Here is a 26981-nt window from a genome sequence, read left to right on the forward strand (position 1 = left end):
AATAGGGTTCTAGCGGAAAGCAGCAGGCAAGCCATTGATTTTAAAGATATCACAACCCCAGAGCAAACGGGAGAGCCTAAGTCCATGGCATTGGGCGCTCGACAACATCTTCGTCGAGCGACTGTGGCGTACGATCGAATACGAGGACATCTACCTCAAGGGCTATGCGAGTCTTCCCGAGCTACTGCTCTGACTGACTGAGTACTTCGCCTTCTATATCCAGCGGTAACTATTCAGGTAGCCAGCAGCTGTTACGCCAGGCGAGGCATGGGGGGCTGTCCCTTGAACGTCAGCACCAGGGCCTGATAGAGATCGAACGACTGCTTGTGCAGGGTGGAGAGATAGGAGCGGATCACCGCAAACTCCTCGGCTCCGCGCGTTGAGCGGAAACATCCCGAGATCTTTTGCTTGAGCTTTTGCATGCGCAGATCGGGCCTGGATCGTCAGTTGGACCGGTAGCCCTTGATCATCGGCTGGCTCAGCGCCTACCCCATCCGGAGCTTCTCACGCCGGAGCCCCGTCCCGTCCTGCTGGCTCCGACGCTTCGGCGGCCCGCGACGCGACGCTGGAGCGTCGCGACTTGCTCCCACGCCGGAGCCTGGGAGCCAGAAGGAAGGGCCTAGGATTAGATCCTAAGCCCTTTTTCTTTGCGTGATCGGCTTGTGGAGCGCTCGGGGGGCAGGGGCGCCCGTCGAGGATCAGGATCCGGCGCGCGTCTCTATAGGTTGAGAACTTTGGTCTCGTCGCCAGGCTTCCAGCCTTCCAGGCTTCCAGGTATCTGGCCTGGTTATGGCGGCTCTCCTCTGGCTTCCAGTGTCCGTAACTTGCACAGGCATGATCGCGACCTCGGACAAAGGCGTGACGCGAGGCCGGTGTTTTGCTACAACCCCGCCACGTCCCGCGCGAGCGCGGCTGGGTGGGGCTTGGAGCCTTGCTCGATGCCGCCGTTTCGCGCCCTGGCCGCCGCCTAGACGCCGTCATCCGACCCATTTGCCGAGACCTTTTTCGCATGCCATCTAAGTTATCCGCCCTGGAGGCGCTTGAGCGCCTGCGCGAGGGCAATCTTCGCTTTGCCAACAATCTCTCGAGCCCGGACAGGCCGCTGAGCTCCCAGCGTCGTGAGGAGCTTACGAGTGGGCAGGAGCCCTTTGCGATCATTCTGGGCTGCTCGGACTCGCGCGTTCCGGCCGAGCTCGTCTTCGATCAGGGGCTCGGAGATCTCTTCGTCATCCGGGTTGCGGGCAATATCGTGGCGCCGTCGCAGGTCGGCAGTGTCGAGTTCGCCGTGTCCCGCTATCGCACGCGTCTGGTCGTCGTGCTCGGGCACTCGCAATGCGGCGCGGTCACGGCCACGCTGGAAACGCTCTTGGGCGGTGAGGGCACAGCGTCGCGCAACATCGCCTCGATCGTGGACCGCGTGACGCCCGCCGTCAGGGGGCTGCTGGATACGGAGCTGCGCTATGACCGCGGGGCGCTTCATCATGCCTCGGTGCGGGCCAATGTCCGTGCGTCGGCGGATCATCTGCGCCATGGCTCGCCCATCATCGAGAGCCTGACTCAAGACGACGGTCTGCTCGTCGTCGGCGCGGAGTATTCGCTCGAGACGGGCGTTGTCGATTTCTTCGATGGTGTCCCCGGCAAGGGCTGACCCTCGGGCTTTTTCGCACGCCCAGCCGGCTCCCGCTGGCGTCCCGGGGATCGGCCTGCGGATGTCGACCCCGGCCGGTCGCGCCTGTCGCCACGCTGGCTGTGTCTTTTGACGCGATTTCTGCTCTGGTAGTCGGAAACGCCTCTCTTCTTGATCACCGTCAATCTTTGCGGGCCGAGGCTCACTTAGGGTTCAGCCGGCCTCGGGCTCAGCCGACCTGGGGTTTAGCCGACCACTCAATGAGACTTCGCCGCCGCCTCATGAACCGCTCTCGAGTCCTCGTTGCCGCCATCCTGGCGCTTTTCGGCCTGCTCCTCTGGATGCTCTTCTATTGGGAGCCGGCCGGGACCGCGCTGCGGGATGGCGAGGGCGGTCATCGCCCCTTGGAGCTGGCCGCTCGGCCGACCGGTGGGGATTTCGAGCTGCAGTCCGCGCAAGGTCCGGTCAGGCTGGCGGATTTGCGTGGTCAGGTGGTCCTGATCTATTTCGGCTATACCGCCTGCCCGGATGTCTGCCCGACCAATCTCGCCTTCATTGCAAACGCGCTCAAGGGGCTCAGCGAAGACAGGCTGAAGCAGGTTCGCGTGCTCTTCGTGAGCGTAGATCCGGAGCGTGACGATCTCGCGCGCCTGGCCAGCTACACCGACTATTTTCACCCGCGCATTCTCGGGACCACGGGCTCCCCGGAGCAGGTCGCCGAGGTGGCGGATCTCTACGGCGCGGCCTACCGGAAGGCGCCCATCGCCGACACGGCCATGGGTTATCTGGTCGACCATTCCGCCTACACCTATGTCGTCGACCAATCCGGCAAGCTGGTCGAGACGCTCGACCATGCGACGCCGCCCGATGAGATCCGAGCCGCCATCCGCAGGCTGCTGGGCGCGCCCGAGCAGGATCTTACGAAATGACCCAGACGCTCGGGTCTTCGCGACGCCGACCGATTCACGCATCCCTTGATCGACCCAACTCTTGATCCACCCAACCCTTGATCCATCCAATCACGTCGGAGGGCAGTGACATGCTCAGAATGACAGCCTTGATCGCCACCACGCTGCTTTCGGTCGGCAGCCTCGCTGCGAGCGCGGCGGAAGTGAGTGTCGCGGATCCCTATGCGCGGGCGGTCCCGCCAGGTCAGCCGAACAGCGCCGCCTTCATGGCGCTGAGCAACGAGGGGAAGGAGGCGCGCGCGCTGGTGGCTGCTCGGAGCGACGCTGCCGAGGTCGTGGAGCTGCACACCCACATCATGGACGACGGCATGATGAAGATGCGCCGGATCGACAAGATCGATCTGCCCGCCGGCGAGACCGTCGCCCTCAAGCCAGGTGGGCTGCACATCATGTTGATCGGCCTCACGCATCGGCTAGCGCCCGGCGAGGAGGTCGGGCTCAGGCTCGTCTTCGACGATGGCGACGAGCAGTCCGTCACCGCGCCGGTGCGCAAGATCGACATGAGTCAAATGAAGCACGGCCACTGAGTGGTCGATACCCTGCCGTGCCGGCCCTGGTCGGCGTCGGCTCGGCGTCCTTGGGGCTCTGACTGCCGCGCTTGGCCCTTGCGGGCTTCTGTTCGAAGCGGGGATATTTCATCGCCGATGCCTGTCTATGGAGCGGAGAATTCGGGTCGTCGAATGTGCTGAGCGGAGTCCGGCGCGTTTGACCGATATGCCAACTATCTGATATACATCGCCGGATTTTCTTCACCCCTAACCAGAGGCGGGTCTTTACGGACGGGGCCCAGCCTGAAACGAAACAGATTAGGCAATTGCGATGATGAAGACTTGGCTGAGAACGGTTTCAGTGGCGGCGGTATTGGCCAGCGGCGCGGTGCATGCCGCCGAGGCGCTCAAGCCAGGAGATGCCGAGGCGGGCGCGCAGAAAGCCAACACCATCTGCATGGCTTGCCATGGTCCCCAAGGCAACAGCATTGTGCCGACCTGGCCGAAGCTCGCTGGCCAGCATCCCGAGTACATCCAGAAACAGCTCATGGACTTCAAGGCGGGCAATCGGTCGAACGTCCAGATGACGCCCATGGCGATGCCCCTGACCGACCAAGAGGTCCTCGACCTGGCCGCTTACTTCGCCACGCAGACCCAGAGCGGTGGCCTGGCCGATCCAGAGCTGGCCAAGCTTGGTGAGCAGCTTTACCGCGCGGGCAATCCCAAGACCGGCGTCCCCGCGTGCAACGGCTGTCATGGACCGGCCGGTATGGGCTCTAGTCTCGCGAAGTTCCCGAGAATCGCCGGCCAGCACGCCGATTATGTCAAGCAGACGCTCGAGTACTTCCAGCAGGGCGAGCGCGCCAACGACCCCAACGGCATGATGCGTGGCGTCGCCTCGCGGATGTCTGAAAAGGAGATCGCGGCCGTGTCTCAGTACATCCAGGGCCTGTCGAAGTAATCGACTTCCCCTCGACGGCGCAAGAAAGGCAGCCTCCATGGCTGCCTTTTTCGTGCCTGGTCACAGTCGCCGATGCGCCGCCGCGCTGGGGGGCTTGGTGCCGACTCCGCCCTGTGCTAGGGTCCGTCAGCACCTGTTGTCATCCTTGTTCGAAGCGTCCGCGCCCTTCTCATGCGGCAACTCAACCTGCTGAGCTATAACGTGCAGGCGGGTATCTACTCCCGTCAGTACAGCGACTATCTCACCAACAGCTGGAAGCACGTCCTCCCCCACCCGGAGCGTCTCGTCAACCTCACGCGCATCGCCCAGCTGTTGCGTCGCTTCGATCTCGTCGGCCTTCAGGAGGTGGACGCCGGCAGCCTGCGTAGCTCCTACGTCGATCAGATCCAGTATCTGGCGCGTCACGGCGCCTTCCCCTTTTCCTACCGTCAGGTCAATCGCAACCTCGGCCCCTTTGCGCAGCACAGCAATGGCCTGCTCTGTCGGCTGCGTCCGAGGGAGATCGAAGAGCACAAGCTCCCCGGCCTACCTGGGCGTGGCGCTGTCGTGGCGGAATTCACCTTGACCGAGGGTCAGGTGCTGGCGGTCGTCATCGTGCATCTGGCGCTCGGCTGGCGGGCGCGCCGGCGTCAGCTGGACTTCCTGGCCCGCTTGGCGCAGTGCTATCCCTACATCGTCATGATGGGGGACTTCAATTGTGGCTGTGATTCGCGGGGCCTGCGCAGCATGGTGCGCAGAACGGCGATGCGCGGGCTTGACTGCGAGCTCAAGACCTTTCCGAGCTGGCGGCCGCGGCACAATCTCGATCACATCCTCGTCTCCGAGCCGCTCAAGACGGTGTCCGCGCGGGTGATCGACTACGCGCTCTCGGATCATCTGCCGATCAGCATGACCATCGAGCTCCCGGAGCCTCTGCGCTTCGAGGGGGCTTGGACGCACGAAACTTCCCTCCCGGCATCCAGCGCCGCTTGAGCAGGGCTGCCTTGGTGGCGCCTCCCGGCGATCGCTGGAGCCTCCGTCGGCCTGGAAAGGCGCGCCCTATTGCGGCTCCGCGCCCCTGAGATGCCGGTTGACCGCGATCCAGCTGCCGACGAGCCCAAGGAGGATGCTCGCGCCCAGGGTGATGCCCGTCGCGGCAAAGCCGAGGCCGGATAGCTGGAACTCGCTGCGATAGAGACTGGCAAGCCTCGAGACCGGCTGCTGGAGGAGCAGCACGGACAGCGTGACCAGCAGCCAGGCTGTCGTGCCGCCGAGCAAGCCATACCAGGCGCCCGCGTAGAGGAAGGGGCGGCGGATGAAGGCGGCCGTCGCCCCCACCAGCTCGCTGATCTCGATCTCGATGCGGCGATTCAGGATCTCCAGCCGAATGGTGTTGCCGACGATCAGCAGCACGCCAACGCCGAGCAGCCCCCCCAGCAAGAGGGAGCCGCTCTGGACGAGGTCGAGGATCGCCTGAAAACGCTGCAGCCAGAGCGTATCCATGCGGGCAAAGTCGGCCTCCGGCAGCTTCAGCAGCTTGTTCTGCAGGAGCTCCAAGCGATCGGGCGCCGCGTAAGTCGGCGTGGGATAGATGGCGAGCACGATCGGCAGCGGGTTGTTGGTGATCTGCTCCAGTGCTTCCTCGAAGCCCCCGAGCGCCCGAAACTCCTCCAGCGCCTGCTCGCGCGTGATGAGGTGGACCCGTGCGACCTCGGGCCAGGTGGTGAGGTCCTGGGAGAGCCGCTCCGCATGGGTGTCGTCGGCCTCGAAGCGCAGAAACAGAGAGATGGCCGCCGTTTGGTCCCAGCCCCCCGCCATGGTCCTGAGATTCTCAGTCATGACGTAGAGCGCGGCCGGGAGCGCCAGGGAGATGCCGATGACGGCGACCGTCATCGCCGAGGGCAGGGGGGTCTCCCTGAGCCGTCCGAGGGTTTCCAGTGCCGTCTGCCAATGCTGGCTGAGCCAGATGCCCGGCAGGTCGAGCAGCCGGGGCCCCCGCCTCCGCCGGGTGCGTTGCGTCGCCATCGCCTACCAATCTCCCGTGTCGTTGACCAGGCGCCCGGCGTCGAGCGTGATGGTGCGGTGGCGCATGCTTTGCACCAGGTTGAGATCGTGGGTAGCGATGAGCAGGGTGACCCCGACGTAGTGGAAGCGCTCGAACAGCTCGAAGATCTCGCGTGAGAGATCCGGGTCCAGGTTGCCCGTGGGCTCGTCGGCGACCAGCACCGGGGGGCGTCCGACGACGGCGCGGGCGATGCCGACGCGCTGCTGCTCGCCCCCGGAGAGGGCGACCGGGGTCGCGCGCTCGCGGCTCAGCAGACCCACTTGATCCAAGGCCGCGCGCACCCGGCGGCCGATCTCCTTCTGGCCGACGCCGGCGACCACCAGCGGCAGGGCGACGTTGTCGAAGACGCTGCGGTCCGGCAGCAGGCGATGATCCTGGAAGATCATCCCGACCTCGCGCCGATAGTAGGGAATCTGACGGCGCGGCAGGGTCGCCAGGTTGCGCCCGTTGACCAGGATCTGACCTCGGGTGGGCCGCTCGATCAGCCCGATCAAGCGCAGCATGGTGCTCTTGCCGGCACCCGAGTGGCCGGTCAGAAAGACCATCTCGCCGGCTTGGATCTCGAAATTGACGTTGCCCAGTGCCTCGCCGCGCTCTGGATAGCGCTTGAAGACATGCTCGAATCGGATCAAGGGCAGGCTCCCTCAGCCGAGTAGTGCGTCGATGAACTCGTCCGGGTCGAATGCGCGCAGGTCGTCGATGGACTCGCCTACCCCGATGAAGCGGATGGGCAGCTTGAGCCGCTCGGCAATGGCGAAGACGATGCCGCCCTTGGCGGTGCCGTCGAGCTTGGTCAGGGTGATGCCGGTCAGACCCACGGCGCGATGGAAGTGCTCGGCCTGATTGAGTGCGTTCTGGCCGGTGGTCGCGTCCACCACCAGCATCACCTCGTGCGGCGCCTCCGGGTCGATCTTCTTCAGCACCCGCGCGACCTTGGAGAGCTCGTCCATGAGATTGGATTTGGTGTGAAGCCGGCCCGCGGTGTCGGCGATGAGCACGTCGACGCCGCGCGACGTCGCGGCTTGAAGGGCGTCGAACACCACCGAGGCCGAATCCGCGCCCGTGTGCTGCGCGATCACCGGGATCTCGTTGCGGTCACCCCAGGTTTGGAGCTGCTCGACGGCCGCGGCGCGGAAGGTGTCGCCGGCGGCGAGCATCACACTGTTGCCCTCTTCCTGCAGCCGTTTCGCCAGCTTGCCGATGGTCGTGGTTTTTCCCGCCCCATTGATGCCGACCATGAGCACCACCTGGGGGCGGCCCGCGGCGGGCTGGCGCACGGGGCCATCGGCGGCGAGCAGGATGTCGCGCAGCTGCGCCTTGAGGGCGGCGAGCAGCGCCTGCGGATCGGCCAGGGACTTGCGCTTGACGCGCTCGGTGAGATCGCCGATGACGCGGGTGGTGGCGTCCATGCCGACGTCGGCCGTGATGAGCAGGGTCTCCAGCTCCTCCATCAGCTCGTCGTCGATGCGCTTGCGGCCGAGGAAGAGGTTGCCGAGGCCGTCGCCGAGCTGATTGCGGGTCCGCGACAGCCGGGTGCGCAGCCGCTTGAGCACGCCGCGCTTGCGTGCGGCCTCTTGGTCGGCGGCCGGCTCTGTTTGCAGCTCGGGCGCGGCTGGCTCCGGCGCGCCGCGCCTCGGCGTCGGGGCCGGCGGCGTCGTCGGGATGGGCGTTTCCGCGACTGGCGGGGCCTCGGGCCGCAGGGTCTCCGGCTCCGGGGGCGGCTTGACCGCCTCGGGTGCCTGCCTCAATGTGGCCGGCTCGGCGGTGGCCGGCGGCGGCTCCGGTATTGGGGCCTGAGGGGCCGACGCGCTCTCCGGCGCCTTGCTCTTGCCGGATCGGAAGAGCTTGCCGAACCAGGGCTTCTTAGGGCGATCCGCGGAGAGCGGCGTCTCGGGCTCCGGGGCTGGCGGCTGTGTCGCGAGCGCGACGGGCTCGATCGGCTCCGGCTGTGGAGCCGCTTTCCCGGGATCTGCGGGTTTCTTGCTCTTTTTTCCGAGACCAAACATAGGGCTGTGCTATCGGTTTTGAGGTTCGATGCGGGCTGGAGTCAGCCCGTCGTGGAGGTCGCGCAATGCTACCAGATCACCCTTGGGTGCGTCCGGTAGGCAATGGGCCGCGGGCCGGGCCGCCTGCCGCCGCATGAAGAATTCGTCATCTCGGGAACTAGCAGGCCGGTGCATTTGCCCATAGGTGCCAATCGGATATCAGTCATCATCAAGGAGATCCTATGAAACGACGCTTGCTCGCCGCACTGCTCTGTTTGGTGCCGCTCGCCGCGGGGGCCGCTTCGAAGGTCCACGAGCGCACGCTCGACAATGGGCTCAAGATCCTGGTCAAGCCGAATCATCGCGCGCCCATCTTGACCTCGCAGGTCTGGTACAAGATCGGCTCGAGCTACGAGTATGGTGGGATCACCGGGGTTTCGCATGTCTTGGAGCACATGATGTTCAAGGGCACGGAAAGCCTGGAGCCTGGCGAGTTCTCGCGCATCGTCGCCGAGAACGGCGGCGAGGAGAACGCCTTCACCGGGCGTGATTTCACCGCCTACTACCAGAACCTGGCCAAGGATCGCCTCGAGGTCTCCTTTAAGCTCGAGGCGGACCGGATGCGCCATCTGGCCCTGCAGGAGGCCGAGTTCCTCAAAGAGCTCGAGGTCGTCAAGGAGGAGCGGCGCATGCGCACCGACGACGACCCCCAATCCCTGACTTATGAGCGCTTCAACGCCGCCGCCTTCGACGCCTCTCCCTACCGCAATCCCGTCATCGGCTGGGCGAGCGATCTGGATCAGCTCAAGCTCGCGGACCTCAAGGACTGGTATCGGCTCTGGTACGCGCCCAACAACGCCATCTTGGTGGTCGCCGGCGACGTCGAGCCGGACGCTGTCTTCGCCCTGGCGGAGAAGTACTTCGGGCCCCTGCCCGCCGAGGAGATTCGGGCGCCCAAGACGCGCAGCGAGCCGGAGCAGCGCGGTGAGAAGCGCCTGCGGGTCCAGGCGCCGGCCAAGGAGTCCTACCTGCTGATGGGCTACAAGACGCCCTCCGTCGGGGACGCCGATGAGGCCTGGGAGCCCTATGCGCTGGAGATCCTGTCGTCCATCCTCGATGGTGGCGACAGCTCGCGCTTCGCGCGCGATCTGATCCGCGGCAAGAAGATTGCCGCCTCTGCGGGCGCGGGCTACAGCGTCTTCCAACGGCTTCCCGGACTCTTCCTCTTCGAGGCGGTTCCGGCCAAGGGCCACAACGTCGAGGATGTAGAGCAGGCCATCCGCGCCGAGATCGCGCGTGTCCAGAGCGAGCCGGTGAGTCAGGACGAGCTGGAGCGCGTGCGCAATCAGGTGGTGGCCGCCAAGGTCTACGAGAAGGATTCGCTCTTCTATCAAGCGATGATCCTCGGTCGGCTGGAGACCATCGGGCTTGACTGGGAGCTGTCGGAGACCTATGTCGACGCGCTCGCGGCCGTGACGCCCGAGCAGATCCAGGCCGTGGCGCAGAAATACCTCAGGCCCGAGCGCCTGACGGTCGCGGTCCTTGATCCGCAGCCGATCGATCAGGAGCAGCAGGTCTCGGCCAGGAGCGGCATGGGGGAGCAAGCCAATGCGCTTTGATCGCGATCGCATGACCACTCCCCTCGGGCTTCGCCGCCTTGCCCTCTACTGGCTGGCCTCGGCCCTTCTCCTCGTCGCGGGCGCGGCGGGTGCGACCCCGCAGATCCAGTCCTGGCAGACCTCCAATGGGGCGCGTGTGCTCTTCGTGGCCGCGTCCGAGATTCCCATGGTCGACGTCAAGGTCGTCTTCGACGCCGGCAGCGCGCGTGACGGCGACCGACCTGGTCTTGCCTCCATGACCGCCGCGATGCTCGACGAGGGCGCTGGCGACTGGGACGCGGATGCCTTGGCGGATCGGCTCGATTTCGTCGGGGCCTCCCTGACCGCATCGGCCGACCGCGACATGACCTCCGTCTCGCTGCGCTCGCTGACCCGCCAGGACGCCTTGGACACCGCCGTCGAGACCATGGCGGTCGTGCTCGCCAAGCCCGTCTTCGATGCCGACGAGCTCGAGCGGGTGCGCCAAAACCGTCTGGTCGCCTTGCGTCAGCAGGAGGAATCGCCCCGGCAGGTCGGACGCAAGGCGCTCTTCCACGCCGTCTACCTGGAGCATCCCTATGCCTCGGATCCGTCGGGTGTCGCCGAGTCGATCTCGACGCTCTCGCGCGCCGAGCTCCAGGCCTTCCACGATCGCTTCTATGCTGCGGCCAACGCGGTCGTCGCCATCGTCGGCGACTTGGAGCGTGCCGGGGCAGAGGCGCTCGCGGAGCGGATCGTCGCGGGCTTGCCCAAGGGGGAGGCCGCTCCGGCGCTGCCGCAGGTGGCCGACCTCGAAACGGGCGCGCTCGAAACCATCGCCTTCCCGTCGAGCCAAACCACGGTCATGGCCGGTCAGCCAGGGATGCGGCGCGGTGATCCCGACTACTTCAGGCTCTATGTCGGCAATCACATCCTCGGTGGCAGTGGCCTGGTATCCATCCTCATGCATGAGATCCGCGAGAAGCGCGGTCTCTCCTACAGCACCTACAGCTATTTTCTCCCGCTGGCCCAGCCCGGTCCCTTCCTGATGGGATTGCAGACGCGGAACGACCAGGCGGAGCAGGCGCGTCAGGTGATGCTGGAGACGCTCGAGCGCTTCATCACGGAGGGGCCGACGGAGGAAGAGCTGGCGGCGGCCAAGAAGAACATCACGGGCGGCTTTCCGCTCAAGATCGCCAGCAATGGTGACATCGTTCAATACCTCGCCGTCATCGGCTTCTACGGCTTGCCGCTGGACTACCTCGACCGCTTCACCGACCGCATCGAGTCGGTAACGGTCGAGCAGATCCGTGATGCCTTCGCGCGTCGGGTCCATCCCAGCCGCCTGGCCATCGTCACAGTGGGCGGTCGCTCGCAGAAGGTCTCCCAGGCCAGTGGCGCGGACTAGCCAGCTGCGCATCGTCGGCGGCCGCTATCGTGGCCGCCGTCTGCCGGTTCCGGCCCATCCGGGTTTGCGCCCGACGGGCGACCGAACGCGCGAGACTCTCTTCAACTGGCTGGCTCCGGTCGTTGCAGGCGCCCGCTGTCTGGACGCCTTTGCGGGCAGCGGCGCGCTTGGGCTCGAGGCGGCGTCGCGCGGTGCCGGCGAGGTGGTGATGCTGGAGCGCGCGGGCCAGGTCGTCCGACAGCTCCAGGCCAATGTGCGGACGCTGGGAGCGACCGAGATCCAGGTGCGTCAGGCCGACGCCCTCAGGTGGCTGGCTGCGGCGGCCGATGCGCCCTTCGATATCGTCTTCCTCGATCCGCCCTTCGCCGACGGACTGCTCGATCCCGCGATCAGATTGCTCGTGCAGCATGGCTGGGTCGCGCCGGGCGCACGCGTCTACCTCGAGGCACCGGCTCGGTCTGAATTCGCCGCGCTCCCTGCGAACTGGGAGCTGGCTCGCGACAAGACCGCCGGACAGGTTCGCTATGGTCTGGCGGTGGTCGCCGAGGCCCCCTCGAGTGCAGTGGGTGACAGCGCCCCTGACTGACCGCCGGCCGTCCTGGTGCGGTCGCTCGAGGCCGTGCCTGCCGCTGGCCGTGCAGTCGCCGTTTCGACGCACCTTGGGACTCAGGTTTGTGCTAAGGTGCGCCCCGGCAGCGGGCTGGCGGCTCCAGCTACGCGGGCATTGGGCCGCGTCCCGAGCCAGGTTTTGCCTGTCCAGCACCCCAAGAGGATCCAGCGCTTGCGAAGTGTGGTCTATCCCGGAACCTTCGATCCCATCACAAATGGTCACGTGGATCTGATCCATCGTGCCTCTCGATTGTTCGATCGCGTGATGGTGGCCGTCGCCGCGGATACCGGTAAGACGCCGATGTTCTCCACGGACGAGCGTGTCGCCCTGGTGCTCGACAGTGTGGGCGAGTGCGCCAATGTCGAGGTCGTGAAATTCTCCGGTCTCTTGGTAACCTTCGCGCGTGCCTCGGGGGTCGGCGTCATCCTGCGCGGTCTGCGCGCCGTCTCCGATTTCGAGTACGAGTTTCAGCTGGCGGGTATGAATCGCCATATGGCACCAGATATCGAGACGGTCTTCCTGACGCCAGCGGAGAAATACACCTATATTTCATCGTCCTTGGTGCGAGAGATCGCTCGCTTGAACGGGGACGTTTCCGCCTTCGTCAGCCCCGTCGTGCAAGCTGCATTGAAAGAGCGGTTTGGATAACATCCGCGCGTCCCCACAACATCACTGAACAAGCAGAAGGAGTACTTCCATGGCATTGATGATCACCGACGAATGCATCAATTGCGACGTCTGCGAGCCCGAGTGCCCCAACGGAGCCATTTCCCAGGGCGACGAGACCTATGTGATCGACCCGAAGCTGTGCACCGAGTGCATCGGTCACTACGAGACCTCTCAGTGCGTCGAGGTCTGCCCGGTGGATTGCATCATCAAGGATCCGGATCACGACGAGTCCGAGGATGAGCTGCGCGCCAAGTTCGAGCGCATCACTGGGGACTGAGGTCGGGGGCACGCAAGGATGCGCCATTGACTCGATGAAGGCCTCTCCAAGGAGCCCCGTTCCGGGGCTCCCGGCGGTTTTATGCCTACTCCTGTCCGGCCCCTTGTGGGCGTGGTACGGAGCCCCCCAGGATCGCGCTCCCGACGGTCACACCCCTCATAAGGCTGCGATTGCCAGCCCGCACCCGCTGGCGACCGAAGCCGGCCTCGCGGTCCTGGGCCGCGGCGGCAATGCCTTCGATGCGGCTGTGACGGTCAGCGCCGCCCTCGCCGTGGTGGAGCCCTATGGCTCCGGCCTCGGCGGCGGGGGCTTCTGGCTGTTGCACCGCGCCGCCGATGGTCGGCAGGTCATGATCGACGGTCGGGAGCGGGCGCCGCTGGCGGCGCATCGCGACCTCTACATGGGTGCAGACGGCCGTTTCGCGCGTGAGCAGGCACTGAACGGCCCGTTGGCTGCGGGCATTCCCGGGGTGCCAGCGGCGCTTTGTCATCTCTCGGAGCGCTATGGGCGAGCCGGTCTCGAGGCCGCGCTGGCGCCGGCGATCCGAGCCGCGCGCGACGGCTTCGCGGTCGATGCGCGTTATCGTCGCAGGGCGGAGCTGCGTCTCGCCGCCTTGCGTGACTCTCCCGCCGCCGCGCGGCAGTTTCTCGCGGATGGCCGAGTGCCCCCGCTCGGATATCGGCTGAAGCAGCCTGATCTGGCCGAGACGCTGCAGCGGATCTCGGAGGAGGGCTGCGATGCCTTCTACCTGGGGCCGCTCGCCCGGCGCATGGTCCGGGGTGTGCGTGAGGCAGGCGGGATCTGGACCGAGGAAGACCTCGCCCAGTATGGTGTCGTCGAGCGCGAGCCTGTTCGCGGTCGCTATCAGGGCTGGCGCCTGGTCAGCGCGGCCCCGCCGTCCTCGGGCGGCGTGCTCTTGGTCGAGATGCTCAATATGCTCTCCGCGGTCCCGCAAGACCAGCGAGACGCGGCTCCGCCCGCACATCTGCTTGCCGAGGTGATGCGTCGCGCCTATCGGGACCGCGCGGCCTACTTGGGCGACCCCGACCATGTCCGAATGCCGCTCGCGCGCCTGACGGACGAGGACTATGCGGCTGGCCTGATTCGTGACTTCGATCCGCGTCGCGCGACGCCGAGCCGCCCGGCGGAGAACGACCATGCGCAGGACGGGCGCGAGGGGAGGGATACCACCCACTTCTCCATCCTCGACCCCGAGGGCAATCGCGTCGCCGCAACCCTGAGCATCAATTATCCCTTCGGATCGGGCTTCGTGCCGCCGGGGACTGGCGTCCTTCTGAACGATGAGATGGATGACTTCTCCGCTCGGCCAGGCGTCCCGAACGCCTATGGGCTGGTCGGCGGTGAAGCCAATGCCATAGCGCCGGGCAAGCGCATGCTGTCGAGCATGTCGCCGAGCTTTCTCGAGTCGGACGACGGCGTTGCCATCCTGGGCACACCTGGCGGGAGCCGCATCATCACCATGGTGCTGCAGGCGATTCTGGCCGCCGTCGAGAGAGCCCCTGTTGCCGACTGGGTCGCTCGGCCGCGGATCCACCATCAGTATCTGCCCGACCGCATCCAGGCCGAGCCGGGCGCGCTCGCCCCGTCCGAGCAAGCGTCCTTGCGCGCGCTGGGGCATCGGCTCGAGCTGCTCGACCGTCGCTTCGGCAACATGCAGGTCGTCTTCTGGAACCGCCGCGCGGGCAGGGTGGAGGCCGCCAGCGATCCGCGCGGCATCGGCAGCGCACGCGTCCAATAGGGGCAAGGGCGCGATCTCCAGTCGCGCGCGGCCCGAGCGACTCATTCCCTCTACCCTCAAGCAACTCTCAGGAGAGATAGCGGATGAAGATGAGGTCATTCTTCACCATGGCGTTGGCGCTCGTGGCCGTGAGCTTTCTGGCACTGCCGCCCGATGCCGAAGCGAAGCGCTTCGGCGGGGGCTCCAGTCCCGGCAAACAGTCGTCGAGCTTCTCGCGCAGCGCGCGGCCGACAGGTCCGGCTCAGCAGCCGTCGGCGGCCGCCCAGCGGCCCATGAGTGGGGCACAGCAGTCGCCCCGTCAGAGCGGTGCTAGCCGCTGGCTTGGGCCGCTCGCGGGCTTGGCGGCCGGCGGTCTGCTGGCCTCCCTGTTCATGGGGGATGCCTTCGAGGGTTTTCAGCTCTTCGACTTCCTGCTCATCGCGCTGCTGATCTTCGGCGGGGTGATGCTCTTCCGGATGTTGAAGCGCGGCGGCGCCAAGCCGATGACGCCGGCCTATGGCCATGCCGCTGCGGGACAGGGCTATGCGCGTCAGGCCGCGGGCGGTCGCTCGCCGATGCCGGGCGGATCGGGAAGCGGCGTGAAGCCCGCCGGCTTCGGCGATCGGGTCCGCCGTGCCGCGGGCAAGGACGAGACGCCGGCCTGGCTCGACGGTCCCGGCTTCATCGAAGCGGCGAAGATGCACTTCATCCGGCTGCAGGCGGCCTGGGATCATGCGGACTTCAAGGATATCCGCGACTACACCACCCCGCAGCTGTTCGCCGAGCTGCAGCGCGAGCGCCAGAAGACCGAGGGGGCTCAGCTCACCGAGGTGGTGCTTCTGGATGCCGAGCTGCTGGGCACCGAGCGTGAAGGCGACCTGCTGGTGGCAAGCGTCCTCTACTCGGGCCTGATTCGCGAGGAAGAGATGGGCGTGGCGGAGGAATTCCGCGAGATCTGGCACGTTCAGCACGACTGGGACAGTCCAGACGGCAATTGGCTCATCGCCGGCATCCAGCAGATGCAGGACTGATCCCCGCCGCGCCTACCGGGCAAGTCCAGGTGCGCGGCAGTGGCCTGGCCTCGCCTTCGGGCGGGTCTTGCTGTCAGCCTAACGCGGACCTATCCTTCCCGCACCATGTCCGAGCGACGTCTTTCCATGGCGCTGGCGACTCCGCGAATCTGGCGCGGGGCCGATCGAGTGTACGCCAGCCCTTCCCTACGACGCCCAGCCGCTCGCCCCTTCATCCCAGACACTGCTGACGGTAGCTCAAGCCATGCTAGCGGCGGAACCCTCGGTCGAGCTCTTGCTGATGCTCGGTCTTGTCATCTTGACGCTCCTCTCCACCAACCTGCTGGTGCTCGCCTTGCTCCGTTGGCTGGCGCCGAGGCGACCACTACGCCCATGGGCGCTCGCGGACGCCGAGCTGCCGGACGTCCTCGTTCAGCTGCCGCTCTACAACGAGGGCGAGCTGGTCGAGCGCATCCTGCGGGCGGCCATGGCGCTGGACTGGCCGCGCGACAGGCTCCAGGTCCAAGTCCTCGACGACAGCACCGACGGCTCGCTCGAGGTCAGTCAGCGGGCGGTGGCCGCGGCGCGGCGCGAGGGGCTGCACGTCGAGCTCCTGCACCGCACGCGCCGCACGGCCTTCAAGGCTGGCGCCTTGGCCGAGGGTCTGGCGCGCTCGGACGCGCCCTATGTCGCGATCTTCGATGCCGATTTCCTGCCGCCGCGAGATTTTCTGCGCAGGACGGTCGCTGTGCTCGCGGCAGAGCCGGGCATGGCCTATGTCCAGGCGCGCTGGGCGCACGTCAACCGTGACGAAAGCCTGCTGACCCGCGTCCAGGCACGCCTGCTCGACTCGCACTTCCGCGTCGAGCAGGAGGCGCGCTGGCGGCTCGGCCTACCAGTGCCCTTCAACGGGACCTGCGGGCTGTGGCGGCGGGCGGCGATCGATGACGCGGGCGGCTGGGAGGGCGACACGCTGACCGAAGATCTGGACCTCAGTCTGCGTGCCCGTCTGCGCGGCTGGCGCTCCGGTTATCTCTTGGATCTGGAGGTGCCAGGTGTGCTGCCAGTCTCCGTGCGGGCCTGGCGGGTGCAGCAGTTTCGCTGGACCAAGGGCTTCGTGCAGTGCTTCGTGAAACTGATGCCGCGGATCTGGCGGGGCTCGGAGCTACCCATTTGGCAGCGTCTCATGATCAGCTTCCAGATCGGTCAGCCGCTCGCCTTCGTCCTCGGTGCCGGCTGTCTCCTGCTGGGGCTACCCTTCATGGCGGGCACCGCCGTCGCGGGCTCAGGCCTGGGGTCGATCGCGGTTGTCGCTTCAGTCCTCGGCTTCGCCGCGCCTATCGCCTTCCTGACCTCCGCCGGCACAGGCGGCGGGCCGCGGCGCACCGCCGTGGAGGTGCTGGGTGCCCTGGCCTTCACCAGCGGGCTTCTGCTCTCCAATGCCCGTGGTGGCCTCGAGGCATTGCTGGGCTATCGCACCGAGTTCGTCCGCACCCCGAAGACGCGCGCGAAGGGGCATCCGGCACGGCTGCGCTGGCGCAATGGATTCCTCGAGCTGGGCACCGGGCTGGCGCTCTTGGGCTTCGTGCTCTTGGAGCAGCCATTCGCCGTGATCTATCTCGCCCTGCTGATCAGCGGCCTGGTCGGTGTCGGTGTCATGCAGGTCTTCGACGGGGCCGCTCCGAGCCGACTCCTGGGGCTCCGCCGGGGCGCCTGAAGCCAGCGCTCAGCCCCCAGTCCCCAGCGGCCAGCTTTTCGCCATCGGATCGTCGGCTATCGCGTGCGGATCGCCGCGGCTCATCTGAGGGTTGTTGGCGCCAGCAAGCCGAATAGCCTGATAAGCGGCTACAGCCGCTCTCGCTCGTCCTCCCTGTCTAACTGAGGATCAAGGCCCCTGCGCGGGCGCCCGCTGAGCCTGAGCCTGGGGCGCCGGGCTTACCCCGCGATGGCCGGCTTCGGCCCTTTGTCCCCATGGCTCTCGATCGGGCGTCGGTCACCGATTGGCCCGGACTCCCGTTGTGGGATGGGCAAGGGCAGTGCAGTCCACCAACGCCGGCGCGGGATTCGGTGGACTTTGCTCGTGAGACTGTGAAGAAATTCTGCGTAGGTTGGGCTGAGGTACGAAGCCCAACATGGCGGCTAGCCTAACGCTTTGATTGTTGGGCCTGCTGCGTCGGCCCAACCTACACCAATCTGCGATCTTCGCGGTGCGCTCGGATTACTCTAACAGTCTCTCGTGCTCGTCCACGCTCCGGTCCAACTGACGATCAAGGCCCTTGATCGAGCGCCATGGCGCAGGCGAGATGGTATGAGAGCTGGCAGAAATCGCCTAAGCTAGGGGCGGCGGCCGACCGCCAATTTCGAGACTTGCGCGTGCTGCAGCCCGACGTCCCTTCCCCCTGCTCCGGCCCCATCGGCCCTGTCCGTGGCGACGTCCATATGGATGGGTGCGGGTGCTTCCATGCCCGCTCGAATGTGGCCTCCGGACGAGCTCCAATCCCGCTTGGTATCGCTTTGGCGAGCGCGCTTCGACGTCTTGTGGTCGATCGCGCGTCGCCGCCCGGCAGGCCGGCCGATCGAGGCTGTATCTTTGGGTGCTTTGCTGTTCAAATGCCTTTCAAGCACCCTGTGATGATGGGAAAACGAGGAGCTTGCATTGCATGTCCGACGATTCTGAGCTGAGCGGCACGGTCGATCAGGGAGCCGGGTCGAATCCTTTCAAGGGCTACGTGGTTGCGATCGGCGCGTCTGCGGGAGGATTGGATGCACTGGAGCGCTTTTTCCAGGGCATTCCGGACGATACCGGCGCGGCCTTCGTAGTGGTCCAGCATCTCTCGCCCGACCACAAGAGCATGATGGGCAATCTGCTCGCCCGCCACACCTCCATGCCGGTGGTGACCGTCGAGCACGATATGCACATCGAGACCAATCGGGTCCATCTCATCCCGCCGGCGAGCTTGATGACGGCTTCCGGGGACCTCTTGCGGCTGAGTCCGAAGAATCCGCGCGGACTCACCTTGCCGATCGACCTCTTCTTCTCGTCGCTGGCGCGCGAGTTCGGCAACCACGCGATCGGGATCATCCTGTCGGGGACTGGCTCGGACGGCACCCGAGGGGCGGTGGCGATCAACGACGCCGGAGGCTTTCTGCTGGCGCAGGAGCCGGAGACCGCGAAGTTCGACGGCATGCCGCGTAGCGTCATCGCGACCGGTCTGGTCGACGCCATCCTCCCGCCGGAAGAGATCGGTCCGCGCGTCATCGACCACATCCATCAGACGCCCTCGCCCAAGGTGCGCCAGCCCGCGGCCACTTTGGAGATCGATCGCGACAATGCGCACGAGGAGGTGATGCACCTGCTGCAGCACTCCGGCGGCATCGACTTTCGCGAGTACAAGCCGGCCACCGTCATGCGCCGCATGGAGCGCCGCATGCAGGTTCGGCAGACGCCGGACCTGCTCAACTATGTGCGTCTGCTCAGCGTCGATCGTGGCGAGCTGGCCACCTTGAGGCGCGAGCTGCTGATTCCGGTCACCAGCTTCTTCCGCGATGCGGATGCCTTCGAGGTGCTGGCGGAGACCGCCGTCCGCACCATCGTGGCCGATCATTCCGGTACCCAGCCCATCCGTGTCTGGGTGCCGGGCGTCGCCACCGGCGAAGAGGCCTACACCCTGGCGATCCTCTTCGCCGAGGCCTTCGAGCGTGCGCGGCGCTGGCCGAACTTCAAGCTCTTCGCGACCGACGTCGAGCCGCAGAACATCGAGGTGGCGGGCGCGGGCGTCTTCTCGGAGGCGATCACGGCCGAGATCTCGCCGGAGCGGCTGGAGCAGTTCTTCATCAAGCGCGGCAATCATTTCGTCGTGAAGACGGAGATCCGCCAAAGCATCGTCTTCGCGCGGCACAATGTGCTGGAAGATCCGCCCTTCACGCGCATGGACTTGGTCTCCTGCCGCAACTTGCTGATCTACTTCCGGCCCCAGGCCCAAGAGCGGGCGCTACGCAGGTTGCAGTACGCACTGGCCCCCGGTGGCTTTCTCTTCCTGGGGCCGAGCGAGTCGATCGCCAATCTGCATACGGATTTCACCGCGGTCAGCTCCAAGCACAAGCTCTATCGCATCCTCCGCCATGTCGCGCTGCCCTTGGATTCGGGCAGCAGTCCGCGGGCGCGGCACGCGCTCACGCAATCACTGCCGCGCACCGGCATGCGCTCCCAGGGCGTGTCGACCGACGCGGCCGCGATCGAGGCCGCTCAGGGTCTCTTGATGCATGAGTATGCCCCGACCAGCCTCTTGCTCAATCAGCGCCATGACCTGCTGCATGTGTTCGGCGAGGTCGGCTCCTATCTGCGCATCGGGGAGGGCAGCGTCAGCCTCGATATGGCGAGACTGCTGCCGAGCTCTCTGGTCTCCGTCGCTAAGGCCCTGCTGTTCAAGGCGGCCCGCGACAGGGTTCCGCTGCGCTCCGAGTCCATGTCGGTCAACCTGCCGAATGACCGCGTCGAGCATATTCATCTCGTCGCTCGGCCGGTCGAGCCGCAGCAAGGCGAGCTGCATCTGCTGCTCTCCTTCGAGCCCGAGTCAGCACGGGAGATCCTGACCCCGAGCGATGTCGATGTGCCACGCCTGCCCGCTGGTGCCGCCCGACCAGCGATCGAGACCATCAGTTTGGACCGGGAGACCGCGCAGCGACTCGAGAACCTGGAGCGTGAGCTGGCGGCGACGCGCGAGAGCCTGCAGGCCACCATCGAGGAGCTGGAGACCGCGAACGAGGAGCTTCAAGCCACCAACGAAGAGCTGATGGCCTCCAATGAGGAGCTGCAGAGCTCCAACGAGGAGCTGCAGTCGGTCAACGAGGAGCTCTACACGGTCAACGCGGAGAATCAGGAGAAGATCGAGATCCTCAACCGGCTCAATGCGGATTTGGACGGGATGGCCAAGGCGGCCTCCATCGCGACCGTCTTCGTCGACGAGCAGCTGCGCCTGACGCGCTTCACGCCGGAGGCCACGACCCTCTTCAAGATCCGTGAAGGGGATCTCGGCCGACCGATCGACGACTTCACCAACCTGCTCCAATACCCGGAGTTCATGCCAGAGCTGAAGCGCACGATCGCGAGCGGCGAGATGCTCGAGCATGAGATCCGTGCCGTCAACGATCGCTTCTATCTCTTGCGGGTGCTGCCCTACGCGGTGCGTGCCGGAGAGTCGCGTGGCGCCGTGGCGACCTTCGTCGACATCACCACGCTGCGCGATGTCGAGCAGCTTCAGGCGGTGCTCGACTCGCTGCCCGAGCAGGTTGCCGTGCTGGATGCCATCGGCCTGATCAAGATGGTCAATCGCTCCTGGCGCGACTTCGAGCGCGAGGACTCGCGGCCAAGCGTCGCGGAGGCGGTCGTTGGCTCGAATTATCTCGAGGTCTGCGAATCCAGAGTGCTCGCCAAGGATGCGCATGCCGCCGAGGCGCTTGTCGGCATCAAGACTGTGCTGCGCGGTGAATCCTCGTCCTTCAGCGCGGAGTATGCGATCGAGAGCGCCGATGGGCGCAGGCGCTGCCTGATGTACGTGGCCGCCGTGGATCACCCGACGGCGAGCGCGGTGGTCAGTCACATCGACATCACCCGATGGTCGCATGACGGGGACGAATAGACCTGGTGATGAGGGGCTCGAAGCCGACGCGCTCCTCGATGGCCTGGCGGAGCTCTCGGAGCGGGAGCTGCGCGAGCGGGCGCTCAGCGCGCTGCGCCAGCGGCGGTTCGACCTAGCGGACAAGCTGATCGCGCGCGGCGATCTTGGACCCGCGGCCATGGTCGAGAGTCTGCGCATCTATCAGGCCGAGCTCGAGATTCAGAACGAAGAGCTGCTCGATAGCCAACGTCACGTCCAGGAAGGCCTGGCGCGTTTCACAGCCTTCTTCAACACGCTGCCCATTCCCGAGCTGGTGATCGACCGCCAGGGTCTCATCAAAGAGGCCAATCTGGCGGCACAGGCACTCTTCCGACTCCCGAGGGCGCATTTTCGGCAGCATTTTCTCGCGCGCTTGATCGACGGGCAGGACGTGGCGCGCGTGGTTGGCTGCTGGGGGGCGCTGGGCGATCAAGCGTCTCTCGTGCTGAACGAAGTGCGTTTTCGCGGCGATGGCGAGGTCGGTTTCGTCGGCGATCTCCATATCGCCCAGCTCCCTGTCGGCGGCGAGGCCCCGCCGGACCTAGTCTGCGCGGTGGTGGACCGCACCGAGGTCGTTCGCCAGCGTCAATCCTTGCTGAGGACGGGTGAGCAGTTGCGCCGCAGCGAGGCCGACCTGCGCGAGCGGCTCAAGGAGTTTGCCACCCTGCACGACGTCCTCATCCTCACCAGCCAGACCGATACCCCGGTCAAGCAGGTGCTGCAGCGCGCTGCGCAGAGCTTGCCGGGCGGAATGCGGCATCCGGAGCTGGCCGAGGCGCGGATTCGTCTGCCCGAAGTGACGGCCGTGACGACAGGCTTCAGCGAGACCGAATGGAGGTATGTGGTGCCGATCCCGCTCGCGGGCACGCAAGTCGGCGACGTGACCCTGTCCTACCGCAGCCTGCCCGACGAAGACCGCGATCCATTCTTCCTGGAGGAGGAGCGGCGTCTCGTCGAGTCCGTCGCCGCGCATCTCTCCGTCTACCTGACCCGTGTCCATGATCAGGGCCGGCTGCGCGAGAGTCGGGAGCGTTACCGCGTGCTGGCCGAGTTCAGCTCCGACTGGGAGTACTGGCTCGGCACCGACGGGCGCTATCTCTATGTCTCTCCCGCCTGCGGGCGCATCAGCGGTCACCCGGCCGACGACTTCATGGCGGACGCGGAGCTCTTCGCGCGGCTGGTGGCTGCAGAGGATCGTCCGCTCTGGGAGGCGCATCTCGAATCCTTGCAGCGCGATCCGTCCGCGGACCTGGAGACGCTCGAGCTGCGCATGCGCACGCGTGACGGCTCGGAGCGCTGGATCGAGCATGTCTGCAATCCGGTGCTGAGCGAGGATGGCCGCTTTCTCGGTCGGCGCGGCGTCAATCGCGACATCACCGAGCGCAAGGGCTTCGAGCAGGCGATCCAGCGCAGCGAGGATTTCCTCAAGACGACCGGGCGATTGGCCAAGGTCGCGGGCTGGGAGTACGACCCGGCCACCGAGAGTCTGCGCTGGACGCAGGGTGCCCTGACGCTGTTCGGGGCGGCCTGCGCGGCGTCGGCCGGTGTGACCGCACTGACCGGGCTCTTCCATCCGGAGGATGCCGAGATCCTGCGCGGTGCTATCGAGCAGGCCGTCGCCACGGGCACGCCATTCGCGCTGAAGGCGCGCTTGCTCGGCGAGGGCGCCGAGCCGACCTGGGTGCAGATGACCTGCGAGCCCTTCATGGCCGACGACGGGGTGATCAAGCTCCTTGGCGCAGTCCAGGACATTACGGCCCGTGTCGAAGCGGAGAAATCGCTGCGCCAAGCGGCGCGGGTCTTGGAAAGCACCGCCGAAGGGGTCATCGTCACGGACGACAGAGGCCGGATCCTGGCCGTCAACCCCGCCTTCACCGAGATCACCGGCTACGCGGAGGCCGAGGTGCTCGGGCGGACACCCAAGGTCTTGCGCTCCGGACGCCACGATGTGGCCTTCTACGCGGAGATCAGCGCGTCACTGGCACGGACGGGGCGATGGCGCGGGGAGATCTCGCTGCGGCGCAAGGATGGCCATGTCTTTCCCTCGCTGCTGGCCATCAGTGCGGTTCCGCATGCGCCGGGCGAGTCGACCCATTACGTGGGTGTCTTCAGCGACATCAGTCAGCTCAAGCAGTCCGAGGAGCGGCTCGAGCACCTTGCCCATCATGATGCCTTGACGGGCCTGCCGAATCGCAGTCTCTTCCAGCAGCGCTTGGAGAGCTGTCTCCAGCGCGCCAAGCGCTACGATCGCCAGTTCGCCCTGCTCTTCGTCGACTTGGATCGGTTCAAGGAGGTCAATGACACCCTGGGTCACGCCGTGGGCGACGCGCTGCTGCTCGAGGTCGCCAAGATCCTCGCCGGTCAGGTGCGGGAGGTCGATACCATCGCCAGGCTGGGGGGCGACGAGTTCGTCATCCTGCTCGAGGACATTCCCGCTCCACGCTTTGCGGCGACCTTCGCGGATCGGCTGATGGACCTCTTCGCGCAGCCCTTTCAAGTCCAGGACAGCGAGCTGTTCATCACGGCCAGCATGGGCATCAGCATCTACCCGGAGGACGGCGTCGACAGGGACACCCTGGTACGGCACGCCGACGTGGCCATGTATCAGCGCAAGAATGCCGGGCGCAACGGGTTCAGCTTCTTCGAAAAGACGATGTCCGAGGGCGCGATGGAGCGTCTGCGCCTGGTTCATGACCTCCGCTTCGCGATCCAGCGCGGCGAGCTGGCCCTGCAGTATCAGCCCCAGCTCGGCCTCGACGACGGGCGCCTCTATGGCGCGGAGGCGCTGTGCCGCTGGATGCACCCGCAGTTGGGACAGATTCCGCCCAAGGTCTTCATTCCCTTGGCCGAGGAGATCGGCTTCATGGATGCGCTCGGGTTCTGGGTGCTCGAGCAAGGCTGTCGACAGCTGGACGCCTGGGACCGCGCCGGCTTCCGACTGCCGCGGCTGGCGATCAACCTATCGGTGCGCGAGCTCCAGCGGCCTGGCTTGGTCGCCCGTGTCGAATCCATCCTGGAGGCGACAGGTCTGGAGCCGGCCCGGCTCGAGCTGGAGCTCGCGGAGTCGCGCATCATGCTGCGCGCGGAGGAGTCGATCGAGGTCCTGCGGGCGCTGCGCGGGCTCGGTGTGACGCTGGCCATCGACGACTTCGGCATCGGCTACTCTTCGCTCGCCTATCTCAGGCGTTTGCCGCTGAACCGGCTGAAGATCGACGGCTCTTTCGTCGATCGGCTCACTCAGGATCCGAACGACGACGCAATCACGCGGGCGATCATTGCAATGGCGCTCAATCTGGGGCTGGACGTCTTGGCCGAGGGCGTGGAGACGGCTGCCCAGGTCGATTTCCTGCTCGCCGAAGGCTGTCGACATGGACAGGGGTATCTCTACAGCCGCCCCGTCGATGCCGAGGCCTTCGCGTCGGATTGGTCGGCGGGCTCGCACCGCTGAGACTCGGCGGTTTGCCGAATTCCGGCCGCAAGCCGCTGGCAGGGGCCTCAGGCCGAGTCGCGGCGGCCGCCAATGGGCGCTTGCTGGATCGCCTCGAGCAGGCGCGGCACGAATGCCGGGCCTTGGTAGATGAGGCCGGTGTAGATCTGCACGAGATCGGCGCCGGCCTCGAGCTTGGCGATCGCGCCCTCGGGCTCCATCACGCCGCCGACGCCGACCAGCACAGGGTCGGGTCCGATGGCGTTACGCACCTTTGCCAGCAAGGCGGTGCTGCGCTCCAAGAGGGGGCGTCCAGAGAGCCCGCCGCTCAGCCCTTCGGTCGCGCTCCTCAGCCCCTCGAATCGGATGGTCGTATTGGTGAGGATGAGACCAGCCGCGCCGGCGTCGAGGGCCGCGCGGGCGCAGCTGATGGCGTCGTCATCCGCGAGATCCGGTGCGAGCTTGAGCAAGATCGGCCGCGGCTTGGCCAGCCGTCGATTCGGTGTCTGGATGGCGTCGAGGATGCGGGTGACCTCGTCGACCCGCTGGAGATCGCGAAGGCCGGGTGTGTTCGGGCTGGAGACGTTGACGACGATGTAGTCCGCCAGCGCGCCGAGCTGCTCGAAGCTGCGCCGATAGTCCTCCGCGGCCTGCTCCGCCGGCGTCACCTTGGATTTGCCGAGATTGATCCCGAGCGGGACCTCGGGCAGACCGCGCGCGCGCAGCCGCGCCAATCGCTGCGCCATGGCTTCGGCCCCCTGATTGTTGAACCCCATGCGGTTGACCAAGGCGCCGTCGCGCTCGAGTCGGAACAGCCTGGGCTTGGGGTTTCCGGGCTGAGCCAGTGCCGTCACCGTGCCGACCTCGACGAAACCGAAGCCCATCGCCTGCCAGGCCGGGATCGCCGTCCCGTTCTTGTCCAGGCCCGCCGCGAGACCGATGGGGTTGGGAAAGCGCAGCCCCATGGCCTCGACACCCAGGCTCGGGTCGCGGGCGAAATGCGTCGCCGCGAGTCTGCCGGAAAAGGTGCTCGACCATCGCGACAGCAGCCCCAGGGCGAGGTCGTGCGCCGCTTCGGGGGCCATGCGGAAGGCCAGTGGGCGGAGAAGGGGCCAGAGATCGGGCAGTGTCATGCTTGGGGTTTCCTCGTAGGGGCCGGCTGCCGCGCGCGAGCGTCCGGCAACGACCACAATGTGCGTGCGCCCATTGTCGCCGAATCCGGCGCGGGAGTTTGACCCGACCGGGCGGAGTGGCAAGGTACAGGCCGACTCTCAGGCAGCAGCTGTGGCGCCTCACGGCAAGGCTGCGTGGCGGCCGCCCGGTCCGCGCGCACCCTGCTTCAACTGCCGCGATCCTCGCCGCTGAGCCCTGGATTCCCCGGCAAGGCTGCCGGGATCCGTGGAGCGATGCCTGCGGTTTCTAATGCTATAGTTTGGCTTTCCCAATTTCCGCCATCCCTGGAGCTTTCATCCCATGGCTGCGAAAAAGATCCTGATGCTCGTCGGCGACTACGTCGAGGACTATGAGGCGATGGTGCCCTTTCAGATGCTGCAGATGGTCGGTCACCGGGTTGATACGGTCTGTCCGGGCAAGCTGCCGGGCGATCATGTCCGCACCGCCATCCACGATTTCGAAGGCGATCAGACCTATAGCGAGAAGCCCGGCCACAATTTCGCCATCAACGCCGATTTCGCCGCGGTCGATCCGGCCAAGTACGATGCCTTGGTCATTCCCGGCGGGCGTGCGCCGGAGTATCTGCGGCTGAATCCCCGGGTGATCGAGATCGTCCGGCACTTCGCCGCTGGCGACAAGCCCATCGCCTCGGTCTGTCACGGGCAGCAGATCTTGGCGGCCGCCGGCGTCCTGGAGGGCAGGCGCTGTACGGCCTATCCCGCCGTGCGCCCGGAGCTCGAGGGCGCTGGCGGCACCTGGTGCGAGGTGAACGAGGCGGTCTCCAATGCCTACGTCGACGGCAAGCTGGTGACGGCACCCGCCTGGCCGGCGCACCCGGAGTGGATGCGCAAGTTCCTCGAGGTGCTGGGCACGCGTATCGAGTCCTGAGACGGCATGCGCCAGCCTGTCTTCGTCTACGGCACCCTGCTGCGCGGCGAGGTCAATCATGGTCTGCTCGCGGGTGCCCGCTTTCTCGGCGGCTTTCGTACCCGGGCCTGCTACACACTCTTCCTGCTCGGTGCCTATCCGGGCTTGATCAAGGGCGGGCGAGATCGGATCGCCGGCGAGGTGTACGAGGTCGATAGCGCCTGCCTGCGTCGGCTGGATCGGCTCGAGGACTATCCCAGGCTTTATGACCGGCAGCAGATCCAGACGCCCTATGGGCGCGCCTGGATCTATGTCTATCGCGGCAGTCTGGAGGGCTGCCCCGTCATCCGCGGCGGCGATTGGCGCGCCTTCGCGGCACATCCAGATTCGCCGCGCGCGGCCGGCGCGCGTGCCACGAGAGACGCCAAGACCTACTTCTTCGGAAAGGCGGTCTGATAGGCTCGGGCCGAGCGTCGCCGGGCGCAGGCTCTAGAT

The 26981-nt window shown here is 66.3% G+C and carries 23 protein-coding genes; 18 read left to right on the forward strand and 5 right to left on the reverse strand.

The features are described 5' to 3' along the window. Positions 1–34 precede the first annotated feature (34 nt). Positions 35–193: a hypothetical protein gene (locus G3446_RS27635; protein WP_209262401.1), complete on the forward strand. Its 159-nt coding sequence runs from the start codon at positions 35–37 to the stop codon at positions 191–193. A gap of 58 nt (positions 194–251) precedes the next feature. Here G3446_RS27635 and G3446_RS12935 read toward each other — a convergent pair whose 3' ends face one another. Continuing rightward, positions 252–422: a hypothetical protein gene (locus tag G3446_RS12935; protein WP_164453252.1), complete on the reverse strand. Its 171-nt coding sequence runs from the start codon at positions 420–422 to the stop codon at positions 252–254. Positions 423–1009: 587 nt separating this feature from the next. On the opposite strand from G3446_RS12935, the gene G3446_RS12940 reads away from it, so the two are divergent. The 5 genes from G3446_RS12940 to G3446_RS12960 all read left to right on the forward strand — a co-directional run bounded on the left by G3446_RS12940 (position 1010) and on the right by G3446_RS12960 (position 5016). Continuing rightward, a complete protein-coding gene (locus G3446_RS12940) occupies positions 1010–1648 on the forward strand; it encodes a carbonic anhydrase (RefSeq protein WP_164453253.1) in 639 nt (212 codons plus the stop codon). A gap of 239 nt (positions 1649–1887) precedes the next feature. Next, positions 1888–2556 carry an SCO family protein gene (locus G3446_RS12945; protein WP_245232478.1) on the forward strand — a complete coding sequence of 223 codons (669 nt, stop codon included), beginning with the start codon at positions 1888–1890 and terminating at the stop codon, positions 2554–2556. Between the two features lie 110 nt (positions 2557–2666). Continuing rightward, on the forward strand, positions 2667–3122 hold the full coding sequence (locus G3446_RS12950) for a copper chaperone PCu(A)C (RefSeq protein ID WP_164453254.1): 456 nt from the start codon (positions 2667–2669) through the stop codon (positions 3120–3122). A 292-nt stretch (positions 3123–3414) separates the two neighbouring features. Continuing rightward, the gene (locus G3446_RS12955; protein WP_164453255.1) at positions 3415–4044 is read left to right on the forward strand and encodes a c-type cytochrome; all 630 of its coding nucleotides are present in this window, start codon (positions 3415–3417) and stop codon (positions 4042–4044) included. 171 nt (positions 4045–4215) lie between these two features. Further along, entirely contained in the window at positions 4216–5016 is an 801-nt protein-coding gene (locus tag G3446_RS12960; protein WP_164453256.1) for an endonuclease/exonuclease/phosphatase family protein, read from the forward strand. Positions 5017–5082: 66 nt separating this feature from the next. Here the strand turns inward: G3446_RS12960 and ftsX are convergent, their stop codons facing one another. Genes ftsX through ftsY form a run of 3 tightly spaced genes read right to left on the reverse strand, consistent with a single transcriptional unit; the run spans position 5083 to position 8094 of the window. Next, positions 5083–6048, reverse strand: a complete 966-nt coding sequence (gene ftsX / locus G3446_RS12965; RefSeq protein WP_164453257.1) for a permease-like cell division protein FtsX — start codon at positions 6046–6048, stop codon at positions 5083–5085. Between the two features lie 3 nt (positions 6049–6051). After that, complete coding sequence (gene ftsE / locus G3446_RS12970; RefSeq protein WP_209262398.1) at positions 6052–6720, reverse strand: cell division ATP-binding protein FtsE; 669 nt, start codon at positions 6718–6720, stop codon at positions 6052–6054. A 12-nt stretch (positions 6721–6732) separates the two neighbouring features. Beyond that, entirely contained in the window at positions 6733–8094 is a 1362-nt protein-coding gene (gene ftsY, locus G3446_RS12975; RefSeq protein WP_164453258.1) for a signal recognition particle-docking protein FtsY, read from the reverse strand. A gap of 221 nt (positions 8095–8315) precedes the next feature. Between ftsY and G3446_RS12980 the strand changes: the two genes are divergently transcribed. The 10 genes from G3446_RS12980 (at position 8316) to G3446_RS13025 (ending at position 24467) form a co-directional block, all read left to right on the forward strand. Continuing rightward, entirely contained in the window at positions 8316–9692 is a 1377-nt protein-coding gene (locus G3446_RS12980; RefSeq protein ID WP_164453259.1) for a M16 family metallopeptidase, read from the forward strand. Between the two features lie 10 nt (positions 9693–9702). Further along, a complete protein-coding gene (locus tag G3446_RS12985) occupies positions 9703–11058 on the forward strand; it encodes a M16 family metallopeptidase (protein WP_164453260.1) in 1356 nt (451 codons plus the stop codon). Beyond that, positions 11045–11644: a 16S rRNA (guanine(966)-N(2))-methyltransferase RsmD gene (rsmD, locus tag G3446_RS12990; RefSeq protein ID WP_342450110.1), complete on the forward strand. Its 600-nt coding sequence runs from the start codon at positions 11045–11047 to the stop codon at positions 11642–11644. Before G3446_RS12985 ends, rsmD begins: the two co-directional genes overlap by 14 nt. Before the next feature lie 195 nt (positions 11645–11839). After that, positions 11840–12316, forward strand: a complete 477-nt coding sequence (coaD, locus tag G3446_RS12995; RefSeq protein WP_164453262.1) for a pantetheine-phosphate adenylyltransferase — start codon at positions 11840–11842, stop codon at positions 12314–12316. Positions 12317–12365: 49 nt separating this feature from the next. Continuing rightward, on the forward strand, positions 12366–12614 hold the full coding sequence (locus tag G3446_RS13000) for a YfhL family 4Fe-4S dicluster ferredoxin (RefSeq protein ID WP_164453263.1): 249 nt from the start codon (positions 12366–12368) through the stop codon (positions 12612–12614). Positions 12615–12648: 34 nt separating this feature from the next. After that, on the forward strand, positions 12649–14373 hold the full coding sequence (gene ggt / locus G3446_RS13005; protein ID WP_164453264.1) for a gamma-glutamyltransferase: 1725 nt from the start codon (positions 12649–12651) through the stop codon (positions 14371–14373). An 83-nt stretch (positions 14374–14456) separates the two neighbouring features. Then, positions 14457–15383 (forward strand): Tim44 domain-containing protein, encoded by a 927-nt coding sequence (locus G3446_RS13010; protein ID WP_164453265.1) that lies wholly within the window; start codon positions 14457–14459, stop codon positions 15381–15383. A gap of 244 nt (positions 15384–15627) precedes the next feature. Beyond that, a complete protein-coding gene (locus G3446_RS13015) occupies positions 15628–17079 on the forward strand; it encodes a glycosyltransferase (RefSeq protein WP_164453266.1) in 1452 nt (483 codons plus the stop codon). A 943-nt stretch (positions 17080–18022) separates the two neighbouring features. After that, positions 18023–21001: a chemotaxis protein CheB gene (locus tag G3446_RS13020; RefSeq protein ID WP_164453267.1), complete on the forward strand. Its 2979-nt coding sequence runs from the start codon at positions 18023–18025 to the stop codon at positions 20999–21001. Next, the gene (locus G3446_RS13025) at positions 20985–24467 is read left to right on the forward strand and encodes a bifunctional diguanylate cyclase/phosphodiesterase (protein WP_164453268.1); all 3483 of its coding nucleotides are present in this window, start codon (positions 20985–20987) and stop codon (positions 24465–24467) included. The genes G3446_RS13020 and G3446_RS13025 overlap by 17 nt, the downstream gene beginning before the upstream one ends. A 47-nt stretch (positions 24468–24514) precedes the next feature. On the opposite strand, the gene G3446_RS13030 is transcribed toward G3446_RS13025, so the two are convergent. After that, the gene (locus tag G3446_RS13030) at positions 24515–25579 is read right to left on the reverse strand and encodes a quinone-dependent dihydroorotate dehydrogenase (protein WP_164453269.1); all 1065 of its coding nucleotides are present in this window, start codon (positions 25577–25579) and stop codon (positions 24515–24517) included. Between the two features lie 340 nt (positions 25580–25919). Between G3446_RS13030 and G3446_RS13035 the strand changes: the two genes are divergently transcribed. Both G3446_RS13035 and G3446_RS13040 read left to right on the forward strand, forming a co-directional pair. After that, positions 25920–26507, forward strand: a complete 588-nt coding sequence (locus G3446_RS13035; RefSeq protein WP_164453270.1) for a DJ-1/PfpI family protein — start codon at positions 25920–25922, stop codon at positions 26505–26507. Between the two features lie 6 nt (positions 26508–26513). Continuing rightward, the gene (locus tag G3446_RS13040; RefSeq protein WP_164453271.1) at positions 26514–26942 is read left to right on the forward strand and encodes a gamma-glutamylcyclotransferase family protein; all 429 of its coding nucleotides are present in this window, start codon (positions 26514–26516) and stop codon (positions 26940–26942) included. Positions 26943–26981 lie beyond the last annotated feature (39 nt).

The organism is Thiorhodococcus minor (genome assembly GCF_010820565.1).
Lineage (GTDB): Bacteria > Pseudomonadota > Gammaproteobacteria > Chromatiales > Chromatiaceae > Thiorhodococcus > Thiorhodococcus minor.